The following is an 18,742-nucleotide window of genomic DNA, read 5'->3' on the forward strand; positions in this document are numbered from 1 at the left end:
TCACACCTTCTTTTTGTTCAAACCGGCACCGGGCCGGAATCGTTTCATATAAACCGCCAAAAGCAAAATGACGATGGAAATCACCACAATTGTACCACCGGGCGGCAAATTCAGATAAAATGCCGTAACCAGCCCGCCCAAAACGGAAATTTCGCCAAAAAGAACGGAAAACAAAATGGTCTGTTTAAATCCCCGGCTGATGCGGATGCTGGCCGCTACCGGGAGCGTAATCAGCGCGGATACAAGCATAATCCCCACGATCCGCATCGCAGCCGAAATCACAAGCGCAATCAGCACCATAAACAGCAAATGGATCGTTTTCGCAGGAATACCGGACACTTTTGCATATTCTTCATCAAAAGAAAGCAGGAAAAGTTCCTTATACAGCAAAAGGATCACAGCCGCCACAATGACGGCAATCCCCAGAATGAGCCAAAGATCAGCCTGGCTTACCGCGCTTACGCTGCCGAACAGGTAATTCATCAAATCTACATTATACCCTCCGGCCACAGAAATAAAGATCAGCCCGATGCCAATCCCGCCCGACATGATAATCGGAATCGCAAGTTCTTCATAATGCCGGTAAACCCCGCGCAACCGCTCGATCAGCACGGATCCGAGCACGGAAAAGCCGGTGCCAATATAAAGCGGGTTCAACCCGGCAAGAATAGAAAGCTTGCTGCTTAAAAACAGGCTGATCGCAATCCCGGACAATGTGACATGGCTGAGCGCATCCGCAATCAGCGACAAACGGCGTACGACAATAAAACTACCGATCAAAGGGGCAATCAGGCCGATTAAAATGCCGGCCAAAAATGTATTTTGTAAAAAATGATAATGAAAAAGTGCAGCAATCATTCGGTTTCTCCTTCTCACCCATGTTCATGCGCCAGCAACCGGACATCGTGGGCATACCAGGATGAACGTTTTTCTTTATCCAACTGCTGAAACGCGTGGATGTCGCCATGGAAATATAAATGCTGGTTCAAGCATGCAACATGCGTCACTTTGTCGGAAACGGCGCCGATATCATGTGTGACAAGAATCAGGGTAATGCCCCATTCCCTGTTCAGCTGCTCCAGCATTTCGTAAAAAGACCGGACATGGCGCTGGTCCACACCAACTGTCGGCTCATCCAGCATCAAAATCTCCGGCTTGCTGACAATGGCCCGCGCGATAAACACACGCTGCTGCTGGCCGCCACTTAGCTCGCCAATATTTTGATGGGCGTACGCCTCCATCCCGACTGAGCGGATCGCTTCCATTGCTTCTTTTCTGGCGCCGGGGCCAAGGAAACGGAACAGGCCGGTTTTTTTCACCAGGCCGCTTTCGACCACTTCTAAAACGGTCGCAGGATAACCAGTATTAAATGCATTGGCTTTTTGCGAGACAAAACCGATCCGGCTCCAGTCTTTAAAGCGGCTGAGCGGCGTGCCGAAAAGGCGGATTTCCCCTTCCTGCGGTTTTAACAGCCCGAGCATGAGCTTTAGCAGGGTTGATTTTCCGGAACCGTTCGGGCCAATGATGCCGAGAAACGCTCCCTTTGGTATGTTTAAATCGATCTGTTCCAGCACATTCTTCCGGTCATAACGGAAAGAGAGGCCTGAAACTTCCACAATGTATTCTTCCATACGCAACTCCTCAATCAGAATCATTCCGATTTAAACATTATACCCGCTTTCCGGAAGATTGTAAAGGGTGGCGGTTCGCGGTGAAATGCCGGCGGTTGCCGCCTTCTTGCCGCTTTTCTGCTTCCGGCGCAATGCCCCATCCGAAACATTTCTTCCCGGCCCGCATATACATGAAACGGGGAGAGTGATGGATATTGAAACTGATTCAAAATATGGTCAATTATAAGGTGAATATCATTACCGGCGCGGAACTTTTTAAATACGCGCGGCAGTTTAACGTGAAAATCAGCCGCGAAGATGCGGAAAAAATCGCGGATTATGTGCGGGGAAAACAATTGGACATCTTTGATGACCAGGCCCGCAGCAAAGCGCTGAAGGACATTGCAAAAATTACGAGCCCGCTCACCGCAAAAGAAATCAACCGGGTGTTTGTCTTATTGGCAAAATAGAAAAGAACCGGCCGAAAAACAGCTTTTCGGCCGGTTCTTCCTTATTTCACTACACGCCTGACAACGCCATTAAAGCACTTTTTCCAGTAGCCGCTGCTCATGTTGTCAATGGAAACGCCATCTGAACTGTTGCAATCAAGAAATTTGCCGCCGCCCAGGTAAATGCCGACATGGCCGTTGTACTTATAAGTATCAAAGAAGACGAGGTCCCCCCGTTTCATTTGCGAAGCACTAACCACCTGTCCAAGACCGGCAAGCGTATCCGTATTCGCGCCGGAGCCGCCCAGATCCACGCCTGCCTGCGCATATGCCCAATGAACAAAGGAGGAGCAGTCAAAAATCCCGTTTGCAATGTCGCTTTTCGTCCTTCCGCCGCCCATTTTATAGGAGGTATGCCCGATTAAAGCCGAACCGGCGCTGATCGCTTTTTCAACCGTTCCGGAAGCGTTATTTGAAGAGCGGCCGGAATCAGAAAAGGAAGATACGCGCGCAACATGTTTTGCGCGGGATCCGGGCTTTGCCTTTTCCTTCTGTGTATGTGCCGCGGTTTTTCCGTTTGAACCATCCGGGCCTCTTCCGGCGCCCGTGCCGGAAGAGGCGGAATCCTCTTGCTCCCGGTCTTGAGGAGCGGAAGGTTTTGCCGCATCAGATGGCGCGGCCGCGGCCTGCTTGCTTTCAAGTTCAGCGAGCGCTGCTTTTTCCTCTGCGTTTAAGGAAGCTTCTTTGTCTTTCAGCCTGGCCAACTCAGCTGCAACAGCCTGTTTTTGCTCCTTGAGCGCTGCTTTCAGGCTTTTCTGGTCTGCAAACCGGTATTTGTTTTCTTCTTTCAGCTCCTGCAGCTCGGATAAATCCGACTGCACTTTCTGAAGCTTCTTTTCCACTTCAGCTTTTGCTGCATTTAATGTTTGGCTGTCTTTTTCCTGCGCTTTTAAAATGGCGCGGTCTGCTTGGACAAACGTCGTTAACGCCGCTGCTCGCCTGACAAAATCGCTCAGGCTGCCGGATTCAAGCAGCACATTCAGGTAACTGTCCAGCCCGCCGTTTTGCTGAATGTCACGCGCGCGTCGGGCAAGTACGTTGTTGCGTTCATCTATTCTTTTTTTCGTTTCTTTCATTTTTGCATTTAACGATGCAACTTCGTCTTGCGCATTTGACACTTCCTGCGTTTTTTCACTGATTTTCTGATTGGTCTGACGGATCTTAGCCGAAATTTTATTCATATCCGACTGAAGCTGTTTCTCGTTTTCTGCAATCTTCGCAATCTCGTTTTGCTTGCCGGAAATGCTTTCCTGCACGGCCGACTCCTCGTTTTGAATGCTTTTGGCAGCGGTTTCTGCGGATGCTTTGCTAAGCGGGACGAAAGCGCTGCCTGCGATAAATGCAGCAGCGGTTAACAACAAAAACTTCCTGTTCACCTTAACGCCTCCATTGCTATGTACCGGCTTTTCCCCATTATGTAAAGCTCCCGTTCTATTAATCTATTGATATTTCTGATTATAGCATTCATTCTTTGGCAAATAGATTACAGTTTTATTTCATTTTGAAAATGGAGGTTTATTTTTAAAAAATCCAGGCAAAACCAAAAGCTTTGAAACGGTATAGATGCAAAAAAAAACAGCGGGGCACGATGAATGGTGGTGTCCCGCCGTTTTTATGTTTTTATTTGGCCTTTTTCAGCGGCTTTAAAACCAGGCCGGGATTCAAACGGGCTGTTCCACAATTTTGGCCAGCAGATTTTCGTCAAATTCCCTGTTTCTAAGCATGGCGATTTCGTATTTGTACGGCGGCTTGCGGTTCTTTTTGTCTTCGCCGACATAAGGGGTTTCCAAAATTTTCGGGATGTCAGAAAGCGCCGGGTGATGCACGATATAGTCAAGGGCTTCAAATCCGATATGGCCAAACCCGATATTCTCATGCCGGTCTTTGTGCGAGCCGGCTTCATTTTTGCTGTCATTGATATGCAGTACTTTCAGGCGACCGATGCCGATGATCCGGTCAAATTCATCCAGCACTTCATCAAACCGGTTTTTCACATCATAGCCGGCATCATGGGTATGGCAAGTGTCAAAGCAAATGGAAAGCTTGTCATTGTATTTGACGCCGTCTATGATTTCCGCCAGTTCCTCAAACGTCCTGCCGCATTCGGATCCTTTGCCGGCCATCGTTTCAAGCGCAATCTGGGCGGTTTGCCCCGGAACGAGCACCTCATTCAGCCCTTCAATGATTTTTTTGATCGCTTTTTCCGGCCCTGCTCCAACATGGGCGCCCGGATGCAAAACGATCTGCTTCGCCCCGATTGCCTCCGTCCGCTCAATTTCCGACTGCAAAAAACGGACACCGAGTTCAAATGTCGCAGGATTTGTTGTGTTGCCGATATTGATAATATACGGCGCATGGACGACAATCTCCTCTATGCCATGTTCTTTCATATGGGCAAGGCCTGCTTCAATGTTCAAGTCTTCAATTTTCTTCCGCCTTGTATTTTGCGGTGCGCCGGTATAAATCATAAATGTGTTGGCGCCGTATGAAACCGCCTCTTCACTTGACGCAAGCAGCATTTTTTTGCCGCTCATCGAGACATGTGAACCAATTTTAAGCATGGTGTTTCTCCCCTTTTATTTCCGTTTTTGCAATTTCCTTTGCCGTTTTTTCAGCATTTCGATCTGCCGTTCCATTTTCTTTTTATAGCCCGGCTTCACTTTTTTCGGCCTGCCGATTGCCTTTCTCGCCGCGGTTTCCGTTTTATCCGCTTTTTTCACACGCTTTTTGCGGCGGTTCCGGTCGCCCAGTTCCACCCATTCGCCGCGGCGCACATCACGGTAGATGAAGGCAATCCCCATTTTCTCAAGCTGCGTGAGGGCAAACTCATCGGAAGGTTCGTAAATGGTTGCGCATATGCCCGATAGATCGGCGCGGGCCGTTCTGCCGGCGCGGTGGACGTAAAACGTCAAATCTTTTGGCAGCTCGTAGTTTACGACATGGCTGACCCCTTCGATATCAATCCCGCGCGCGGCCAGATCAGTGGCAATGATATACCGGTATTCCAGGTTTTTGATTTGTTTCATCGTTTTCGCCCGTTCCCGCGGCGAGAGGTCTCCGTGGATACGGGCCGTTTTCATCCCTTTTGCCGAGAGCCCTGCAGCAATTTCTTCCACCATCGCTTTTGTGTTTGCAAATACAATCGCCAAGTACGGGTTAAACGCCTCGAGGGCATCATGCAACACGTCAATTTTCTCCCGCGCGCGTTTCGGGATCAGAATATGTTCAATTTTTTCTGCTGCGATTTGCCGCGGCGCTACCTGCTCGAATTTCGGATTTTCCATATACTTTTTTAAAAACGGCTTTAATTTTTCGGGAATGGTTGCCGAAAACACGAGCATTTGCAGTTTTTCAGGCATCCTCCCCGCAATTTGGTCGACATCCACGATAAAGCCCATATCGAGCATAATATCCGCTTCATCGACAACAAACGTTTTTGCTGTATGGACAAACAACGCCTGCTCTTTCACAAGATCATTCACCCTGCCCGGCGTGCCGACTACAATTTGCGGCTGTTTTTTCAGTTTGCTGATATCACGCTGCTTGTCCGTTCCGCCGATAAACAGTTTGGCGGTTATCCGGCCTGTTTCTTCCCATTTTAATACTTCCTGAATTTCATGGTAAATCTGTGCCGCCAGTTCCCGCGTCGGGGCCGTAATCACCGCCTGGACTTCCGCAAGAGACGGGTCTGTTTTTTGCAAGAGCGGTAGCACATAAGCATGTGTTTTCCCCGTTCCCGTCTGCGACTGTCCAATGGCACTTTCCCCACGCAAAACAAGCGGGATCATTTTTCGCTGTATTTCCGTCGGTTCGGCAAAGCCTTTATGTTCGATCGCTTTTTCGATAAATGGTTTAAAACCGAAATCTTTCCATTTTGTTCCGTTCATGTTTCCACTCCTTCTCTCATGCAGCAGAACGTCTTGTTATTATAATCAACATCCGAGAAAAATGCCAATTTCCGCATGCCCCGGTATGCAAATGGAAATTTTTGTGCCGTTTACGGGCAGAAAGAAACTTTTTTTGCATGCCAGACGTTTCCGTTTGGCCTGCATATTGTAATATTGAACGCAAAAGCCAAACAGAAAGGGGGTCAAATGGATGCCGCCAAGAAATATGCCGCCGGTTTTCGGCCGGCAAAACCCGCCCCCGTTCGGCGGAATGCAGCGTAGTCTGTTTGCCGGGAACCGCCTGGGCGGGCCGGGCATGCCCGGGCAATTCAGAGCCGGAGGGCAAATGCCGGGATTTCCGGGCCGAGCGGGCGCAACTGCAGGACGGGGCGGAGGGTTTTTATCCAGACTGTTCCAAAGGGGCGGACAAACAGCAGCCGCCAACCCGGCAGCCGCCTTCCAGCGGGGTACCGCCGGGGGAGGCGGATCACTTTTCAAATCCATCACAAATCCTTCTTCGATCAGTTCGTTTTTAAACAATACACAAAACGTCCTGAAAACCGCGCAACAGGTCGGCCCGATGATCCAGCAGATCCAGCAGGTCGGCCCGCTCGTCAAAAATCTGCCGGCGATGTGGAAATTGTACCGCGGCCTGAAAAATGCCCCGGAAGAGGAGGGGCAGGAGAACCGCGAATTAAGCAGCAAAGAGAAAAAACCTGAACCGGCAAAAGAGAAAAAAAGCAACCGGCAGGCGGGTCGTAACGCATCATCTCAACCCGCAGAAAGCACAAATGGCGAAAAACGCCCGGAAAAAGGGGCTTCCGTGCCGAAATTGTTTATTTAAGGCGCCAAAACCGTTTGTACCCGCGTGCAGACGGTTTTTTCTGTGGCCAGCTACAATTCGGCCTCCGGCACGCCAAAAGTTTGCGCCCGCGTGCAGACGGTTTTTTCTATTAAAAGCTGGCACCGGCCCGTGCGTTTCCATCCTTCCGGGGAAGCGCGCCCTATTTCAGGCACGGCCGGCTGTGCAAAAACCCGTTTTGTATTCTTTGCCGCATTCCGATATAATACAAATGTAATAGACTCATTTCCCAGCCCGGATGCCGGCGTTCCGGCACCCTGTTAGGAGGATCGCGATGGAAGTGCTGAAAATTTCCCCCAGGGGTTACTGCTACGGCGTTGTTGACGCAATGGTCATTGCCCGCAACGCCGCAATGGATAAAACTTTGCCGCGTCCCATCTATATCCTTGGCATGATCGTCCACAACCAGCATGTGACGGATGCCTTTAAAGAAGACGGGATCCTTACGCTCGACGGCAAAAACCGCAAAGAAATTCTCGAAAAGGTGGAAAAAGGCACCGTTATTTTTACCGCGCACGGCGTCTCCCCCGAAGTGCGCGAACTTGCCCGGAAAAAAGGCTTGACGGCCATTGATGCCACATGCCCGGACGTGGCGAAAACCCATGATTTAATCCGCGAAAAAGAAAAAGAAGGCTATGATGTCATTTATATCGGAAAAAAAGGCCATCCGGAACCCGAGGGGGCAGCCGGTGTCGCACCCGCGATTGTCCATCTCGTCGAAACGGAAGCAGACGTGGAAGCCCTCGATATCCGCAATGATAAAATTATTGTAACAAACCAGACGACGATGAGCCAATGGGACGTGGCGGATTTGATGGAACACATCCAAAAGAAATACCCGCATGCGGAAACGTACAATGAAATCTGCCATGCCACGCAAATTCGCCAGGAAGCCGTTGCCAGGCAGGCCGGGGAGGCCGATTTGCTGCTTGTAGTCGGCGACCCGCGCAGCAACAATTCAAACCGCCTCGCGCAAGTATCGGAAGAAATCGCCGGCACAAAAGCATACCGGATTGCCGATGTCGAAGAAATTGAGCTGGCATGGCTTGAAGGTGTACAAAAAGTTGCCGTAACGGCAGGGGCATCGACGCCGACGCCGATCGTGCGTGAAGTCATTGCATTTCTTGAGAAATTCGACCCGGAAGACGAATCAACCTGGGAACGAAAGCGGAACGTACCATTAAACAAAATTTTGCCGAAAGTCAAAGCGCCGCACCCTTCTTCCGGCCAAAAAGCATAAAAACCCGGTTGGAACGCTTCCGGCCGGAAAAGTAATAAAGGCAAAAGGGCGGAGTCCGGTGGGCATCCGCCCTTTTGCCTTTAACTATCCATGCTGGAACGACTGCAGCACCGGAATGAAAATGAATACCCGTTGGCACGTATTTTCAGGAAGGCATCCATACGGGATGCAACGGGGCACCGGCAAAAAGAATGAAAATGAGCCATCGCAATCTTTAAAGGATAACGCGGCCCGGGTTAAAAAAGGCCGCCTTTTCCCTGCTTTCAGCGGCCCCGGCGTTTTCTTAAAGAAACTGAAACGGGTCTGTGTTTACTTCGGATGCAATAAAGCGGACATCGAGCTGATGCTCCCTGCATGCTTTTCGCATATAGGCCGCAACCCCTTTTTTCATCACCTTCTCCACGTTATGCCCGGGGTCTACGACATTCAGCCCGAGCGCCAGTGCATCGTGTGCGTTATGGTAATAAAAATCCCCGGTGACAAACACATCGGCCCCCGCCCTTTTTGCCTCAGCAAAATATTTGTTGCCGTCTCCGCCGAGAACAGCCACTTTTTTCACTTTTTCGTCCAAATTTCCGACGACGCGCAATGCCGGAACTTCGAGCGTTTTTTTTACATGTTCCGCAAATTCCCGCAGTGCCATTTCCCGTTCGATTTCGCCGATCCGGCCCAGCCCGAACTTCCGGCCTTCATTTACGACCGGATAAATATCATAGGCAACCTCTTCATACGGGTGCGCCTCAAACATGCTGGCGAGCACCTGTTTTTCAATCGATGCGGGATAAATCGTTTCAACCCTTGTTTCACTTGCTGCCTCGAGTTTGCCCGCTTCCCCGAGGAACGGGTTTGTCCCTTTCCCCGGCAGAAAACGGCCGGTACCGCGGGCGGAGAAAGAACAATGGCTGTAATTCCCGATCGCCCCCGCGCCGGCATTCCCAAGCGCCGTTCTTACAGCCTCTTCATGGGATACCGGGACAAAAACAACCAGTTTCCTCAATTTGTCTTCAAAAAGGGGCGATAATACTTCCGTATCGCGGAGCCCGAGCGCCTCCGTCAGCAAGTCGTTCACACCCCCTTCTGCAATATCAAGGTTCGTATGGGCGGCATATACAGCAATTCCGTGGCGGATGCATTTTTCAATCAGCCGGCCCTGGGGGGTATCCGTCGCCATGTTTTTTAACGGCCGGTAAACGGCAGGATGGTGGGCGATAATGAGCTGGGCATCCTTTTCAATCGCTTCATCCACCACATCTTCCAAAACATCAAGCGCCACCAGCACATTTTTCACCGGCCCGTTTAACTGCCCGATTTGGAGCCCGACCGGATCCCCGTCCATTGCAAACTTTTTCGGTGCAAACTGCTCAAATAGCTGGATGACATCATGCCCGTTCGCATGCTTCATGTTAAAACCTCCTCTACCAAAGCAATCAAATGGCGATAGACGCCCTTTTTTTCTTCAATTTCCGGGCTTGCGCCTGCCTGCTCCAGATGGCTGAGCACGGATTGCCATTTTTTGATTTCATTGCGCCATTTTTTCCGGAAAGCTTCATTTTGGTTTTTGATTAAAACCGGGCCCACCAGGCGTTCCGCTTCCGTGAGCGCCACAAGCGCGCCCGCATATTCTGCCGCAATAATTTCATATATTTTTCCGTCTTCCTCGAGAATGTCTTCTCCTGTAATGGCCCATCCGTTTTCCGCCAGCCATCCGCGGACAATGTGCGATCCGGTATTCGGCTGCAGGATGAGCGTTTCTTTGCCGTTTAGTTTTGCTTTTCCGCGATCAAGGATGGAGGCAATCAACGCGCCGCCCATCCCGGCAATCGTAATGCACCCCGCTTCCCCTGGAGCCAGGATTTCAAGCCCGTCTCCTTTCCGGACGCTGATTTTTCCGGCCAGCCCTGCTTTTTCCACTTGTTTTTGCGCCGAATGATACGGCCCTTCCGCCACTTCCCCGGCAACCGCCTCTGCTACGCTGCCGCACTTCACGCAAAATACAGGCAAATAAGCGTGATCAGACCCGATATCTGCCAATACAGTGCCGGCCGGAATAAAAGCCGCCACCGACTCAAGCCTTTTTGAAAGTTTCCCACTGTTCATTTCTTCACCACTTTACATGTGATACTTCTATTGTAGCCACTTTTTGCCATAAAAAAAAGGGGGATGCCCCCCGTACGGCGAACCTGCCTCTTATTTTAGCTTTGATACCCAGTCCGCCATTTCATCAATATGGTCCTCTTCGACAAGTCCGGCCGGCATGCCACCGCTCGTGCCGTTCCTGAGTACATCTTTAATCTTATCTTTGGGCAATTTCTTGCCGATGCCATGGAGATTCGGCCCGGCCCCGCCTTGCAAATTGTTCCCGTGGCAGGTCACGCAAGTCTTTTTGGCAAAGCTCTCCGGATCAAACTTTTCCGAGGAAGCGGTTTCGGTTTGCTTTGGATGCTCCTTTTCTTTGGCCACTTCCTTCGCATCCCCGATCCCTTTCACGGAAAGAAAAAAGATAAGGGCAAGCCCGAATACCATAATCAGCACATATGGGATGACAGGATTTCTTTTCAATGCGTTCCCCCCCTTGTTTTTCCGCTTCTCCAGCGTATTTACCGCGCCCATCTCTTTCATTTTAACTGAAAATTCTTTTAAAAGAAAGCCTTCCCATCCAAAAATAACACCTTGAATGCGCTTTCATCTTATATTATAATAAAAGCAGCAAAAATTCAATAAAATGATACAATTGCTGGCAGCCGGAAAAAAGCAGCAGGAAAACTGAAAATTATATATTATATTACAATAGAGACCAGCAAGATGGCAAGACCGAGAAGCCCCGACAGGGTAAAATACAGCAGTTTGTATGCCTTTCCGGCGGCAAGCCAGAGCCCGCAGTTGGCAAAAAGCAGCAAATATAAAGTATAGCGGTGATTTCCAAATAACTTTTCATTCAAAAACACACTGAAAAGAAGCAAAATAAGCGCAGCGCCAACAAAGAAAACCGGGTAAAAAATTTCTTTATTAGCATAATGAATTCCCAGAAAAAGTAAGCATCCGACAAAAGCTGTCAAAATCCCTGTTTGCAAAATAAAATGTAATTCAGTAAAATAAATGACAAATACAGCGATTGCAACGAGTGCAAGAATGAAAGCAGAAACCGCAGCTTGTTTTTTAACGGATTTCCCTGCGCCGTTTTGTTTGCGGGTATTGCCTTCAGTTCCCTCCGTATAGATCGCGAGCAGAAAATCGCAGTATTCTTGTGGAATCATTTTGGTCTCTTTCCACATTTTAATTTCGTTGACAATGATTTGTTTTCTCTTATCGTCCATTTTTCAACACATCCTGTGTAACCTATTCGACAGGCGGGTGGAAAATCCTTTTTTTACAAGAAAAAAGTTTACTTCCCGAGGAAGTAAACCGAAAACAAGGCGCCTGTAAAAATAGATGCACAAGCGCCGTGCCTGTTTCTTTTCCGGCTTATTCAAGGAAATCTTTCAGGCGTTTGCTCCTGCTCGGATGGCGGAGTTTCCGCAAAGCCTTTGCTTCAATTTGCCGGATCCGTTCCCTTGTGACGCCAAATACTTTGCCGACTTCTTCAAGGGTCCGGGTGCGCCCGTCATCAAGCCCGAACCGGAGGCGGAGCACATTTTCTTCCCTGTCGGTCAATGTATCAAGCACATCTTCCAGCTGTTCTTTCAGCAGCTCATAAGCGGCATGGTCAGAAGGCGATGTGGCATCCTGGTCTTCAATAAAGTCTCCAAGATGCGAATCATCTTCTTCGCCAATCGGAGTTTCAAGTGAAACCGGTTCCTGGGCGATTTTAATGATTTCCCTGACTTTATCCGGAGAAATATCCATTTCTTCAGCAATTTCTTCCGGTGTTGGTTCCCTGCCTAAATCCTGAAGCAGTGACCGTTGCACGCGGATGAGTTTATTGATCGTTTCTACCATATGGACCGGAATCCGGATCGTCCGCGCCTGGTCTGCAATCGCGCGCGTGATGGCTTGGCGGATCCACCATGTGGCATAGGTGCTGAATTTGTAGCCTTTTCGGTAATCGAATTTTTCAACCGCCTTGATGAGGCCCATATTGCCTTCCTGGATCAAATCCAGAAACTGCATGCCGCGGCCGACATACCGTTTTGCAATGCTGACAACAAGGCGCAAGTTGGCTTCAGCGAGCCGGCGTTTTGCCTCTTCATCGCCCTGCTCGATTCTTTTGGCCAGTTCGATTTCTTCGTCTGCGGAAAGAAGGTCGACCCGCCCGATTTCTTTCAAATACATGCGTACCGGATCATTGATTTTCACACCCGGGGGAACACTCAAATCATTCAGGTCAAACTCTTCGTCATTCTCTTTTTCCAGTTCGAGATGGGAAGGTGCATCCTCGTCGCCGGCCTCATCTGTCACATCGATGCCCTGTTCGCCGAGCAATTCATAAAATTCATCCATCTGGTCGGATGTTAAATCAAAATGGCCGAGTTTTTCGGAAATGGCATCATAAGTGAGAACCCCCCGCTTTTTCCCGCGTTCAACGAGTTGCTCTTTTGCTTTTTCCACTGTAAACTCACTTTCTTCTACTTCTTTGGAACGTGCTGACTTTTCAGCCATATGTTCCCCTCCTTCCGACAATTTCAACACACTCAATGATCCAACAGCAGCTTGATCATTTATAAAAAGCAGAGATTTCAGGTCATGGACTTTCTCAGTGCCACGATTTCACCAGCCAATTGCAGCGCTTTTTGGAAATCATTTTGCCGTTCGGCATCTTTTTGTGCCCTCAGTTTTTCCTGAATGCGCAACAATTTCTGGTGTTTCAGCACATACTGCACATAATCTTCCAATTCCTCATCCGTCAGCTCCCCGCCTACCGTCATCATTTCGATTTCGGCAGCAATCCTCTGCAATTTTGAATCGGGCAAATAAGAAAGGAAAGCGCTCGTATCAGGCGGATTCCCTTCTTCGTACCAGCCAAGCAGGTAAGTAAAAATGGCCTGGTGTTCGTCCCCGTAAAAGCTGTTTTCGCCAAGGAAATCTTTCACTTTATAGGCAACTTCCCCGTCCCGCAGCATATGCCAAAGCAGCCTTCTCTCCGCGGTCATATTGGCAGGCAGCATCCGGGCTTCTTCATGCACAGGCGCCGGATTCCCTGCAGGCCGGCTTCTCTTCCGGTTTCCGGTTTCACGGGAACCGTATTGCCTTTCCTGCTCTTTCAGGGCATCCAAAGACAACGAAAATTCTTCGGACAGCTGGCGCAAGTAAAGATCTTTCTCCACCGGATTCTCCAGCTTGGCAATTTCCTGAATGACTTCTTCTATATACGCCAGCTTTTCTCCTTCATTTTGGAGATTTTTATTCATGCGGAAATATTGCATTTTAAAAGCCATAAAAGTCAGGCTGGCCCCTATTACATCCCTGCGGAATTTTTCTCCGCCATGCCGGTTTATGTAGTCATCAGGGTCCAGTCCGTCCGGCATTTGCGCAACCCGCACTTCACAGCCGTTTTCACTGAGCATTTTCCCTGCACGGAAAGCCGCAGTGAAGCCGGCCTGGTCCGAGTCGTAACAAATGACGACGCCGTCCGTGAGCCTTTTTATCATCCGGACGTGTTCCGCTGTAATCGATGTGCCCATTGTGGCAATGCCGTTTTCAACGCCAGCCCGGTCGGCGGAGATCACGTCTGCATAGCCTTCAAAAATGACCGCCTGCTGTTTTTTGCGGATCGGCCCTCTTGCCCGGTTCAGGTTAAAAAGCAGCTTGCTTTTGTTAAAAAGCGGCGTCTCAGGGCTGTTCAAATATTTCGGGTGTTCCTCTTTCCGGACAGCTCTTCCGGCAAATGCTACCATGTTTCCCTTTTCATCCATGATTGGAAACATGATCCGGTCTCTGAAACGGTCAAAATATTTGCCGTCCTTTTCATTGCGGATGACAAGCCCGCTTTCTTCCAGCACGGAAAGGGGAAAACCGCGCTTTTGCAGCATATTGGCGGCAAAATCCCAGGCAGGCAGCGCATACCCGATCCCGAACTTTTCGATTGCTTCGTCTGTAAACCCGCGCCCGCGAAGGTACTTTAGCGCAGGTTCCCCTTCTTTTGTATGCAAAAGCAAATGGTGGTATAATTTTTGCAACAGTTCGTGTGCTTCCAGCATCTGTCGGCGCTTCGGATCGATGCTTTTCTGCTCTTCGTGCCGTAAAACGACGCCAAGCTCGATATGCGCTTTTTGTGCCAGTTTTTCTGCCGCTTCCTGAAAAGAGATGCCTTCGATATCCATGAGAAAAGTAAACACATTGCCGCCTGCGCCGCATCCAAAGCAGTGAAAAATCTGCTTGTCGGGGGATACGGAAAATGACGGCGTATGCTCGCCGTGGAACGGGCACAGGCCGAAGTAATTGCGTCCCTGCTTTTTGAGCTGTACATAATCGCTCACGACCTCCACAATATCGGAAGACCGGCGGATTTCATCAATTTTTTCATTCGGAATCATCCCTGTCATCAAACAATCCCTTCTGCTCCACCTTTATTCAACCGCATTTCATCCGGGATACGGCAATGCTTATTCGTTTGCTGTTTTTCTTTTCATCCTAAAATATTCTACATCGCTCCACAGAATCCTGCATGTTTTGCGCTTCTTCCCATAATTTTTTTGGCCCTGTCGAAATTTATTTAAATTCAGACTTGACATTTACTATAAATAGTTTATTCCTTAATAGCCTACTCTAAACCCGTATCATACATTTTTATCACAATTTTTTATTATAGTATACTTGCTTCATTTTGACTATAAATAAATACTGAAAAGCAGAAAAAAATATGCCTCGTTTTTTCAAAAGAAAATTCTAAAAAAAACGGGCGGAAACAAAGACCGTTTTAGCCTGCTTCCCCCGTTTCAAATGGTTTATTTTCATCCGGCCGATGCCGCGAAAAAGGCGCGCGCTCCCCGCGCCTTTGGCCGCTTTTACTTTCTCATTTCATCCATAATAATATTTGCCGTTTCTTCAACCGCTTTGTTGGTAACATCAATCACTTTGCAGTCAAGCCGCTCCGCTATCTGATTAAAATAATCCAGTTCATATTTGATGCGCTCAATGGTCGCATAACTTGCCGAACCATCAAGCCCGAGTGTTTTCAGCCGTTCTTTCCGGATATGATTCAATGTGTCGGGATCAATTTTTAAACCGATACACTTTTTGGAAGGAATACGAAAAAGTTCTTCCGGCGGATCCACTTCCGGCACAATCGGCACATTCGCAACTTTATAGCGGTGATGCGCCAGGTATTGTGAAAGCGGCGTTTTGGATGTACGGGAAACACCGATCAGGACAATATCCGCCCGGACAATGCCGCGCGGATCCCGGCCGTCATCATATTTCACCGCAAATTCGATCGCTTCCACCTTTTTAAAATAAGCTTCGTCCAATTTTCTGACGAGCCCCGGTTCATAGAGCGGTTTGGATTCATACAATTCGAGCAGCCGGTCCATAAGAGGTCCCATTAAATCGACAGCAGCAAGGCCGTGTTTTACGGCTTGGTCATTCATGTATTTTCGCATTTCCGGCTTCACAAGCGTATAAACGATCATGCCGTAATTCATGGATGCAAGCGAAACCACTTCATCAATATGGATCGTATCTTCCACATACGGGAAGCGTTTTAATTCTGCGTCCTGGTTTTCAAACTGGCTGATGGCCGCCTTTGTGACGAGCTCCGCCGTCTCTCCGACCGAGTCTGAAACAATGTAAATATGGGGTTTTGCCAAAAGTGATCACTTCCTTTTTAATCGCCGTCTGCAAGCTCAACGAATGCTTTCGTGATATTCGTTTTCGTTATCCGTCCGGTCACTTCAAGCCCGGTTTCTGTTTCTTTCACAACCGGCACCGAGTCAATTTGTTTTTCAATCAGTTTTTTTGCCACATCAATCAGAAGATCATCTTTTTTGCAGCAGGTAATATTCGGCATTCTTGTCATAATGATATGCACCGGCAATGCGGATAAGTCTTTGTTTCCAAGGCTTGCCCGCAACAAATCTTTCCGCGACAGAACACCGGTCAGATGGGATGCATTGTCGACGACATAAAGCGTGCCGACATCTTCAAGAAAAACCGTTACGATGGCATCGTACACGGACATATTCTCGTTAACCACGACCGGCAGAGACTGGTAATCTTTTACGTAAATATGTTTTAAATTTTCCGTAAGAAGCTGCGTGCTCGTTTTTCCGGTATAAAAATAGCCGACGCGCGGGCGTGCATCCAAATAACCTGCCATTGTCAAAATAGCAAGATCCGGCCGGAGCGTTGCCCGCGTTAAATTCAGCTTTTCGGCGATGTGCTCGCCTGTAATCGGCCCGTTCGTTTTGACGATCTCGAGAATCTGTTCCTGCCTTTTCGTTAATTCGATCGTAATCACCGCCTTCATTCACACAACCATGCAAGACAATAATATAACACGTTTACAGGAATCTGTCCTTATCTGCCATCATTATACATCAAAATGCCATTGATATTTCGGAAGACAGCTGCGTATACTCAGGTAGCGGGTCATGCATTTTACGGCCAGGCAAAAACAGTTTGAAACCAAACCGCGGGCCGTGCATGATGCATCATCCAGCCCTGGGCAGAAAGGAGAGCCCTCCTTTTCCCTTCTATACGGGGAAACCTTATGCATTGTCCGGCCCAAGCTTTTTTTCAAGCGCCTCTATCTGGCTGAGAAACCGGCCGGCTTTCAATTGCAGGCCGGTATATTCATCATAATACATGGAAATGGCCGTTCTCAGTTCTTTTTTTGTCGAGTCTTTGACAGAAATGCTACCGAGCCGGTTGATGTCCAGAAAATAAAAAAGCCGGAGCAGGCGGATAACCGGCTGTGGCAACGGAAGCCGGTACGGGTCGCGCGCAAAACAGCGGTGGCAAAGAAGGCCATTTTCCCGGATGGAAAACGCAAAGGGCCCTTCCGTGTTTCCGCATACCGCACATCGGTCCATCGCCGGGTACATGCCGAGCACATTCAGCATCTTCATTTCAAAGATATCCCTGATAATTTCCGGGTCATAGCCTTCATCAATATATTCGAGTGTCCGGAGCAAAAGTTCGAACACAAACGGATTCTTTTTTCTATCTTCAACCGCCCGGCCTAAAAGTTCCACCACATAGGCAGCATACGCCGTTTTAAAAATATCTTCGCGGATATGGCGCATCGGTGAGACGGCCTCTCCCTGCTGAAGGGTGGCAAGGCCGCGCGATGGCTGAAAAAGGAAATTCCCATATGTAAAAACCTGGGAAACCGCAGCCAGCCGGCTGTTCGGCTTTTTGGCTCCGCGCGCCATAAAGCCCAGCTTCCCAAATTCTCTCGTGTAAATATGCAGGATTTTATTGGATTCGCCGTAGTCGGTATTTTTAATGACGATCCCTTCACATTTTTCAAACAACCTCTCCACCTCTTGCCCGGCAGGCAGTGCGGCATATCCTTAAGTAATGGAAAAATCCGCCTCTGCCGGATCTTCGTCACGTTCATACCGGTCCTGGCGCCGGTCCCTTTCCAGTTCCTTAAAAAGCAGGTACGTATCAATATTGCCGGTATCCGCAAAGACTTTCCAGGTAAATTCTAACATATTCACCACGCCTTTCATGTTGTAGGTCATGAAATTTCATTAAAAGCCTTTAATAGCTTCACCAGGGGACACGCAAACATTCGGGGTAAAAATTTACAACCAAAAGCGGGCGCCAAAATCAATATTCGTCTTCCCGGAAACCGAAATCGCGCAGCTGGCTGATTTTATTCCGCCAATCTTTCTGCACTTTTACCCATAATTCCAAATAAACTTGCGACCCGAGCAAATTTTCAATATCAGCCCTTGCTCTTTTGCCGATCTCTTTCAGCATACTTCCCTGCCTGCCGATGATAATCCCCTTTTGGGACGGCCGTTCGACAACGATCGTCGCCATCACGCGGATGACATCCTTGTTCTCCGCCTGCTCTATTTTCTCAATGACAACTGCAATCGAATGCGGCACTTCTTCTCTTGTAAGCTGCAATGCTTTTTCACGGATCAGTTCCGAAATGATGAACCGTTCCGGATGGTCCGTCACCTGGTCCGCCGGATAATACTGCGGCCCTTCCGGCAAATATTCCTTGATGGCACTGAGCAGCCGGTCGACGTTATTTCCTCTGAGCGCGGAAATCGGGACCACTTCACGGAACGGGTATAAATCTTTGTACTGTTCAATAAAGGCAAGCAAATCATCCGGATGGACGAGGTCAATTTTGTTGATGACCAAAAAAACAGGCGTGCGCACGTGTTTAAGCAGGTCGATAATGTACTCGTCGCCGCGGCCGCGTTTTTCTTCCGCATTGACCATAAATAAAATCAGGTCCACTTCTTTTAATGTGTCCGTGGCTGATTTTACCATGAAGTCGCCAAGCTTATGCTTCGGTTTATGGATGCCAGGTGTATCAATAAAAATCATCTGTGCATCATCAGCTGTGTAAACGCCCTGTATCTTATTCCTTGTGGTCTGCGGCTTATCGCTCATGATGGCGATTTTTTGCCCGACCACCTGGTTGATGAAAGTGGACTTCCCGACATTCGGGCGTCCAATGATAGAAATAAAGCCTGATTTATATGTTGGTTGTTCCATGCAAATCCTCCGTT

The 18,742-nt window shown here is 48.8% G+C and carries 19 protein-coding genes; 3 read left to right on the plus strand and 16 right to left on the minus strand.

Features of this window, described 5'->3' with window-relative positions:
- Positions 1-858 (minus strand): metal ABC transporter permease, encoded by an 858-nt coding sequence (locus tag NST20_RS09005; protein ID WP_014098004.1) that lies wholly within the window; start codon positions 856-858, stop codon positions 1-3.
- A gap of 14 nt (positions 859-872) precedes the next feature.
- Positions 873-1,631: an ABC transporter ATP-binding protein gene (locus tag NST20_RS09010; RefSeq protein ID WP_342399309.1), complete on the minus strand. Its 759-nt coding sequence runs from the start codon at positions 1,629-1,631 to the stop codon at positions 873-875.
- A gap of 194 nt (positions 1,632-1,825) precedes the next feature.
- On the opposite strand from NST20_RS09010, the gene NST20_RS09015 reads away from it, so the two are divergent.
- Positions 1,826-2,080, plus strand: a complete 255-nt coding sequence (locus tag NST20_RS09015; RefSeq protein WP_013859666.1) for a DUF2624 domain-containing protein — start codon at positions 1,826-1,828, stop codon at positions 2,078-2,080.
- Positions 2,081-2,121: 41 nt separating this feature from the next.
- Here NST20_RS09015 and NST20_RS09020 read toward each other — a convergent pair whose 3' ends face one another.
- The 3 genes from NST20_RS09020 to NST20_RS09030 all read right to left on the minus strand — a co-directional run bounded on the left by NST20_RS09020 (position 2,122) and on the right by NST20_RS09030 (position 6,006).
- Positions 2,122-3,495 (minus strand): NlpC/P60 family protein, encoded by a 1,374-nt coding sequence (locus NST20_RS09020; protein ID WP_342399310.1) that lies wholly within the window; start codon positions 3,493-3,495, stop codon positions 2,122-2,124.
- A gap of 285 nt (positions 3,496-3,780) precedes the next feature.
- Complete coding sequence (locus tag NST20_RS09025; protein WP_195850658.1) at positions 3,781-4,680, minus strand: deoxyribonuclease IV; 900 nt, start codon at positions 4,678-4,680, stop codon at positions 3,781-3,783.
- A gap of 15 nt (positions 4,681-4,695) precedes the next feature.
- Positions 4,696-6,006, minus strand: coding sequence for a DEAD/DEAH box helicase (locus NST20_RS09030; RefSeq protein ID WP_013859669.1), 1,311 nt, complete (start codon positions 6,004-6,006; stop codon positions 4,696-4,698).
- Between the two features lie 211 nt (positions 6,007-6,217).
- On the opposite strand from NST20_RS09030, the gene vrrA reads away from it, so the two are divergent.
- Positions 6,218-6,850 carry a VrrA/YqfQ family protein gene (gene vrrA, locus NST20_RS09035; protein ID WP_328013674.1) on the plus strand — a complete coding sequence of 211 codons (633 nt, stop codon included), beginning with the start codon at positions 6,218-6,220 and terminating at the stop codon, positions 6,848-6,850.
- Positions 6,851-7,142: 292 nt separating this feature from the next.
- Entirely contained in the window at positions 7,143-8,108 is a 966-nt protein-coding gene (locus tag NST20_RS09040; protein ID WP_029142051.1) for a 4-hydroxy-3-methylbut-2-enyl diphosphate reductase, read from the plus strand.
- 283 nt (positions 8,109-8,391) lie between these two features.
- Here the strand turns inward: NST20_RS09040 and NST20_RS09045 are convergent, their stop codons facing one another.
- From NST20_RS09045 to era, 11 genes are all read right to left on the minus strand, one after another.
- Positions 8,392-9,510, minus strand: a complete 1,119-nt coding sequence (locus tag NST20_RS09045) for a Nif3-like dinuclear metal center hexameric protein (protein WP_342399311.1) — start codon at positions 9,508-9,510, stop codon at positions 8,392-8,394.
- Positions 9,507-10,205, minus strand: a complete 699-nt coding sequence (locus NST20_RS09050) for a tRNA (adenine(22)-N(1))-methyltransferase TrmK (protein ID WP_013859674.1) — start codon at positions 10,203-10,205, stop codon at positions 9,507-9,509. The genes NST20_RS09045 and NST20_RS09050 overlap by 4 nt, the downstream gene beginning before the upstream one ends.
- A gap of 90 nt (positions 10,206-10,295) precedes the next feature.
- Positions 10,296-10,667 (minus strand): cytochrome c550, encoded by a 372-nt coding sequence (cccA, locus tag NST20_RS09055; RefSeq protein WP_328013672.1) that lies wholly within the window; start codon positions 10,665-10,667, stop codon positions 10,296-10,298.
- A gap of 218 nt (positions 10,668-10,885) precedes the next feature.
- Entirely contained in the window at positions 10,886-11,422 is a 537-nt protein-coding gene (locus NST20_RS09060) for a hypothetical protein (protein WP_035180437.1), read from the minus strand.
- A gap of 148 nt (positions 11,423-11,570) precedes the next feature.
- The gene (gene rpoD, locus NST20_RS09065) at positions 11,571-12,704 is read right to left on the minus strand and encodes an RNA polymerase sigma factor RpoD (protein WP_019720565.1); all 1,134 of its coding nucleotides are present in this window, start codon (positions 12,702-12,704) and stop codon (positions 11,571-11,573) included.
- Positions 12,705-12,781: 77 nt separating this feature from the next.
- On the minus strand, positions 12,782-14,587 hold the full coding sequence (gene dnaG / locus NST20_RS09070; RefSeq protein WP_237348211.1) for a DNA primase: 1,806 nt from the start codon (positions 14,585-14,587) through the stop codon (positions 12,782-12,784).
- Between the two features lie 462 nt (positions 14,588-15,049).
- On the minus strand, positions 15,050-15,850 hold the full coding sequence (locus tag NST20_RS09075; RefSeq protein WP_195850663.1) for a pyruvate, water dikinase regulatory protein: 801 nt from the start codon (positions 15,848-15,850) through the stop codon (positions 15,050-15,052).
- A 17-nt stretch (positions 15,851-15,867) separates the two neighbouring features.
- Positions 15,868-16,509 (minus strand): helix-turn-helix transcriptional regulator, encoded by a 642-nt coding sequence (locus NST20_RS09080; RefSeq protein WP_013859681.1) that lies wholly within the window; start codon positions 16,507-16,509, stop codon positions 15,868-15,870.
- 241 nt (positions 16,510-16,750) lie between these two features.
- Positions 16,751-17,518: a DNA repair protein RecO gene (recO, locus tag NST20_RS09085; protein WP_207368159.1), complete on the minus strand. Its 768-nt coding sequence runs from the start codon at positions 17,516-17,518 to the stop codon at positions 16,751-16,753.
- Between the two features lie 39 nt (positions 17,519-17,557).
- Complete coding sequence (locus NST20_RS09090) at positions 17,558-17,701, minus strand: YqzL family protein (RefSeq protein ID WP_118498218.1); 144 nt, start codon at positions 17,699-17,701, stop codon at positions 17,558-17,560.
- Between the two features lie 118 nt (positions 17,702-17,819).
- Positions 17,820-18,728 (minus strand): GTPase Era, encoded by a 909-nt coding sequence (gene era / locus NST20_RS09095; protein WP_195850664.1) that lies wholly within the window; start codon positions 18,726-18,728, stop codon positions 17,820-17,822.
- Positions 18,729-18,742 lie beyond the last annotated feature (14 nt).

It is taken from the genome of Weizmannia sp. FSL W8-0676, assembly GCF_038593015.1.
GTDB classification, from domain to species: domain Bacteria; phylum Bacillota; class Bacilli; order Bacillales; family Bacillaceae_C; genus Weizmannia; species Weizmannia coagulans.

Bases quoted from the DNA above. Each gene is read 5' to 3' on its own strand.
- NST20_RS09005 (WP_014098004.1), bottom strand. From the start codon at position 858: ATGATTGCTGCACTTTTTCATTATCATTTTTTACAAAATACATTTTTG.
- NST20_RS09010 (WP_342399309.1), bottom strand. From the start codon at position 1,631: ATGGAAGAATACATTGTGGAAGTTTCAGGCCTCTCTTTCCGTTATGAC.
- NST20_RS09025 (WP_195850658.1), bottom strand. From the start codon at position 4,680: ATGCTTAAAATTGGTTCACATGTCTCGATGAGCGGCAAAAAAATGCTG.
- NST20_RS09030 (WP_013859669.1), bottom strand. From the start codon at position 6,006: ATGAACGGAACAAAATGGAAAGATTTCGGTTTTAAACCATTTATCGAA.
- vrrA (WP_328013674.1), top strand. From the start codon at position 6,218: ATGCCGCCAAGAAATATGCCGCCGGTTTTCGGCCGGCAAAACCCGCCC.
- NST20_RS09040 (WP_029142051.1), top strand. From the start codon at position 7,143: ATGGAAGTGCTGAAAATTTCCCCCAGGGGTTACTGCTACGGCGTTGTT.
- NST20_RS09045 (WP_342399311.1), bottom strand. From the start codon at position 9,510: ATGAAGCATGCGAACGGGCATGATGTCATCCAGCTATTTGAGCAGTTT.
- NST20_RS09050 (WP_013859674.1), bottom strand. From the start codon at position 10,205: ATGAACAGTGGGAAACTTTCAAAAAGGCTTGAGTCGGTGGCGGCTTTT.
- NST20_RS09060 (WP_035180437.1), bottom strand. From the start codon at position 11,422: ATGGACGATAAGAGAAAACAAATCATTGTCAACGAAATTAAAATGTGG.
- rpoD (WP_019720565.1), bottom strand. From the start codon at position 12,704: ATGGCTGAAAAGTCAGCACGTTCCAAAGAAGTAGAAGAAAGTGAGTTT.
- dnaG (WP_237348211.1), bottom strand. From the start codon at position 14,587: ATGACAGGGATGATTCCGAATGAAAAAATTGATGAAATCCGCCGGTCT.
- NST20_RS09080 (WP_013859681.1), bottom strand. From the start codon at position 16,509: ATGAAGGCGGTGATTACGATCGAATTAACGAAAAGGCAGGAACAGATT.
- NST20_RS09090 (WP_118498218.1), bottom strand. From the start codon at position 17,701: ATGTTAGAATTTACCTGGAAAGTCTTTGCGGATACCGGCAATATTGAT.
- era (WP_195850664.1), bottom strand. From the start codon at position 18,728: ATGGAACAACCAACATATAAATCAGGCTTTATTTCTATCATTGGACGC.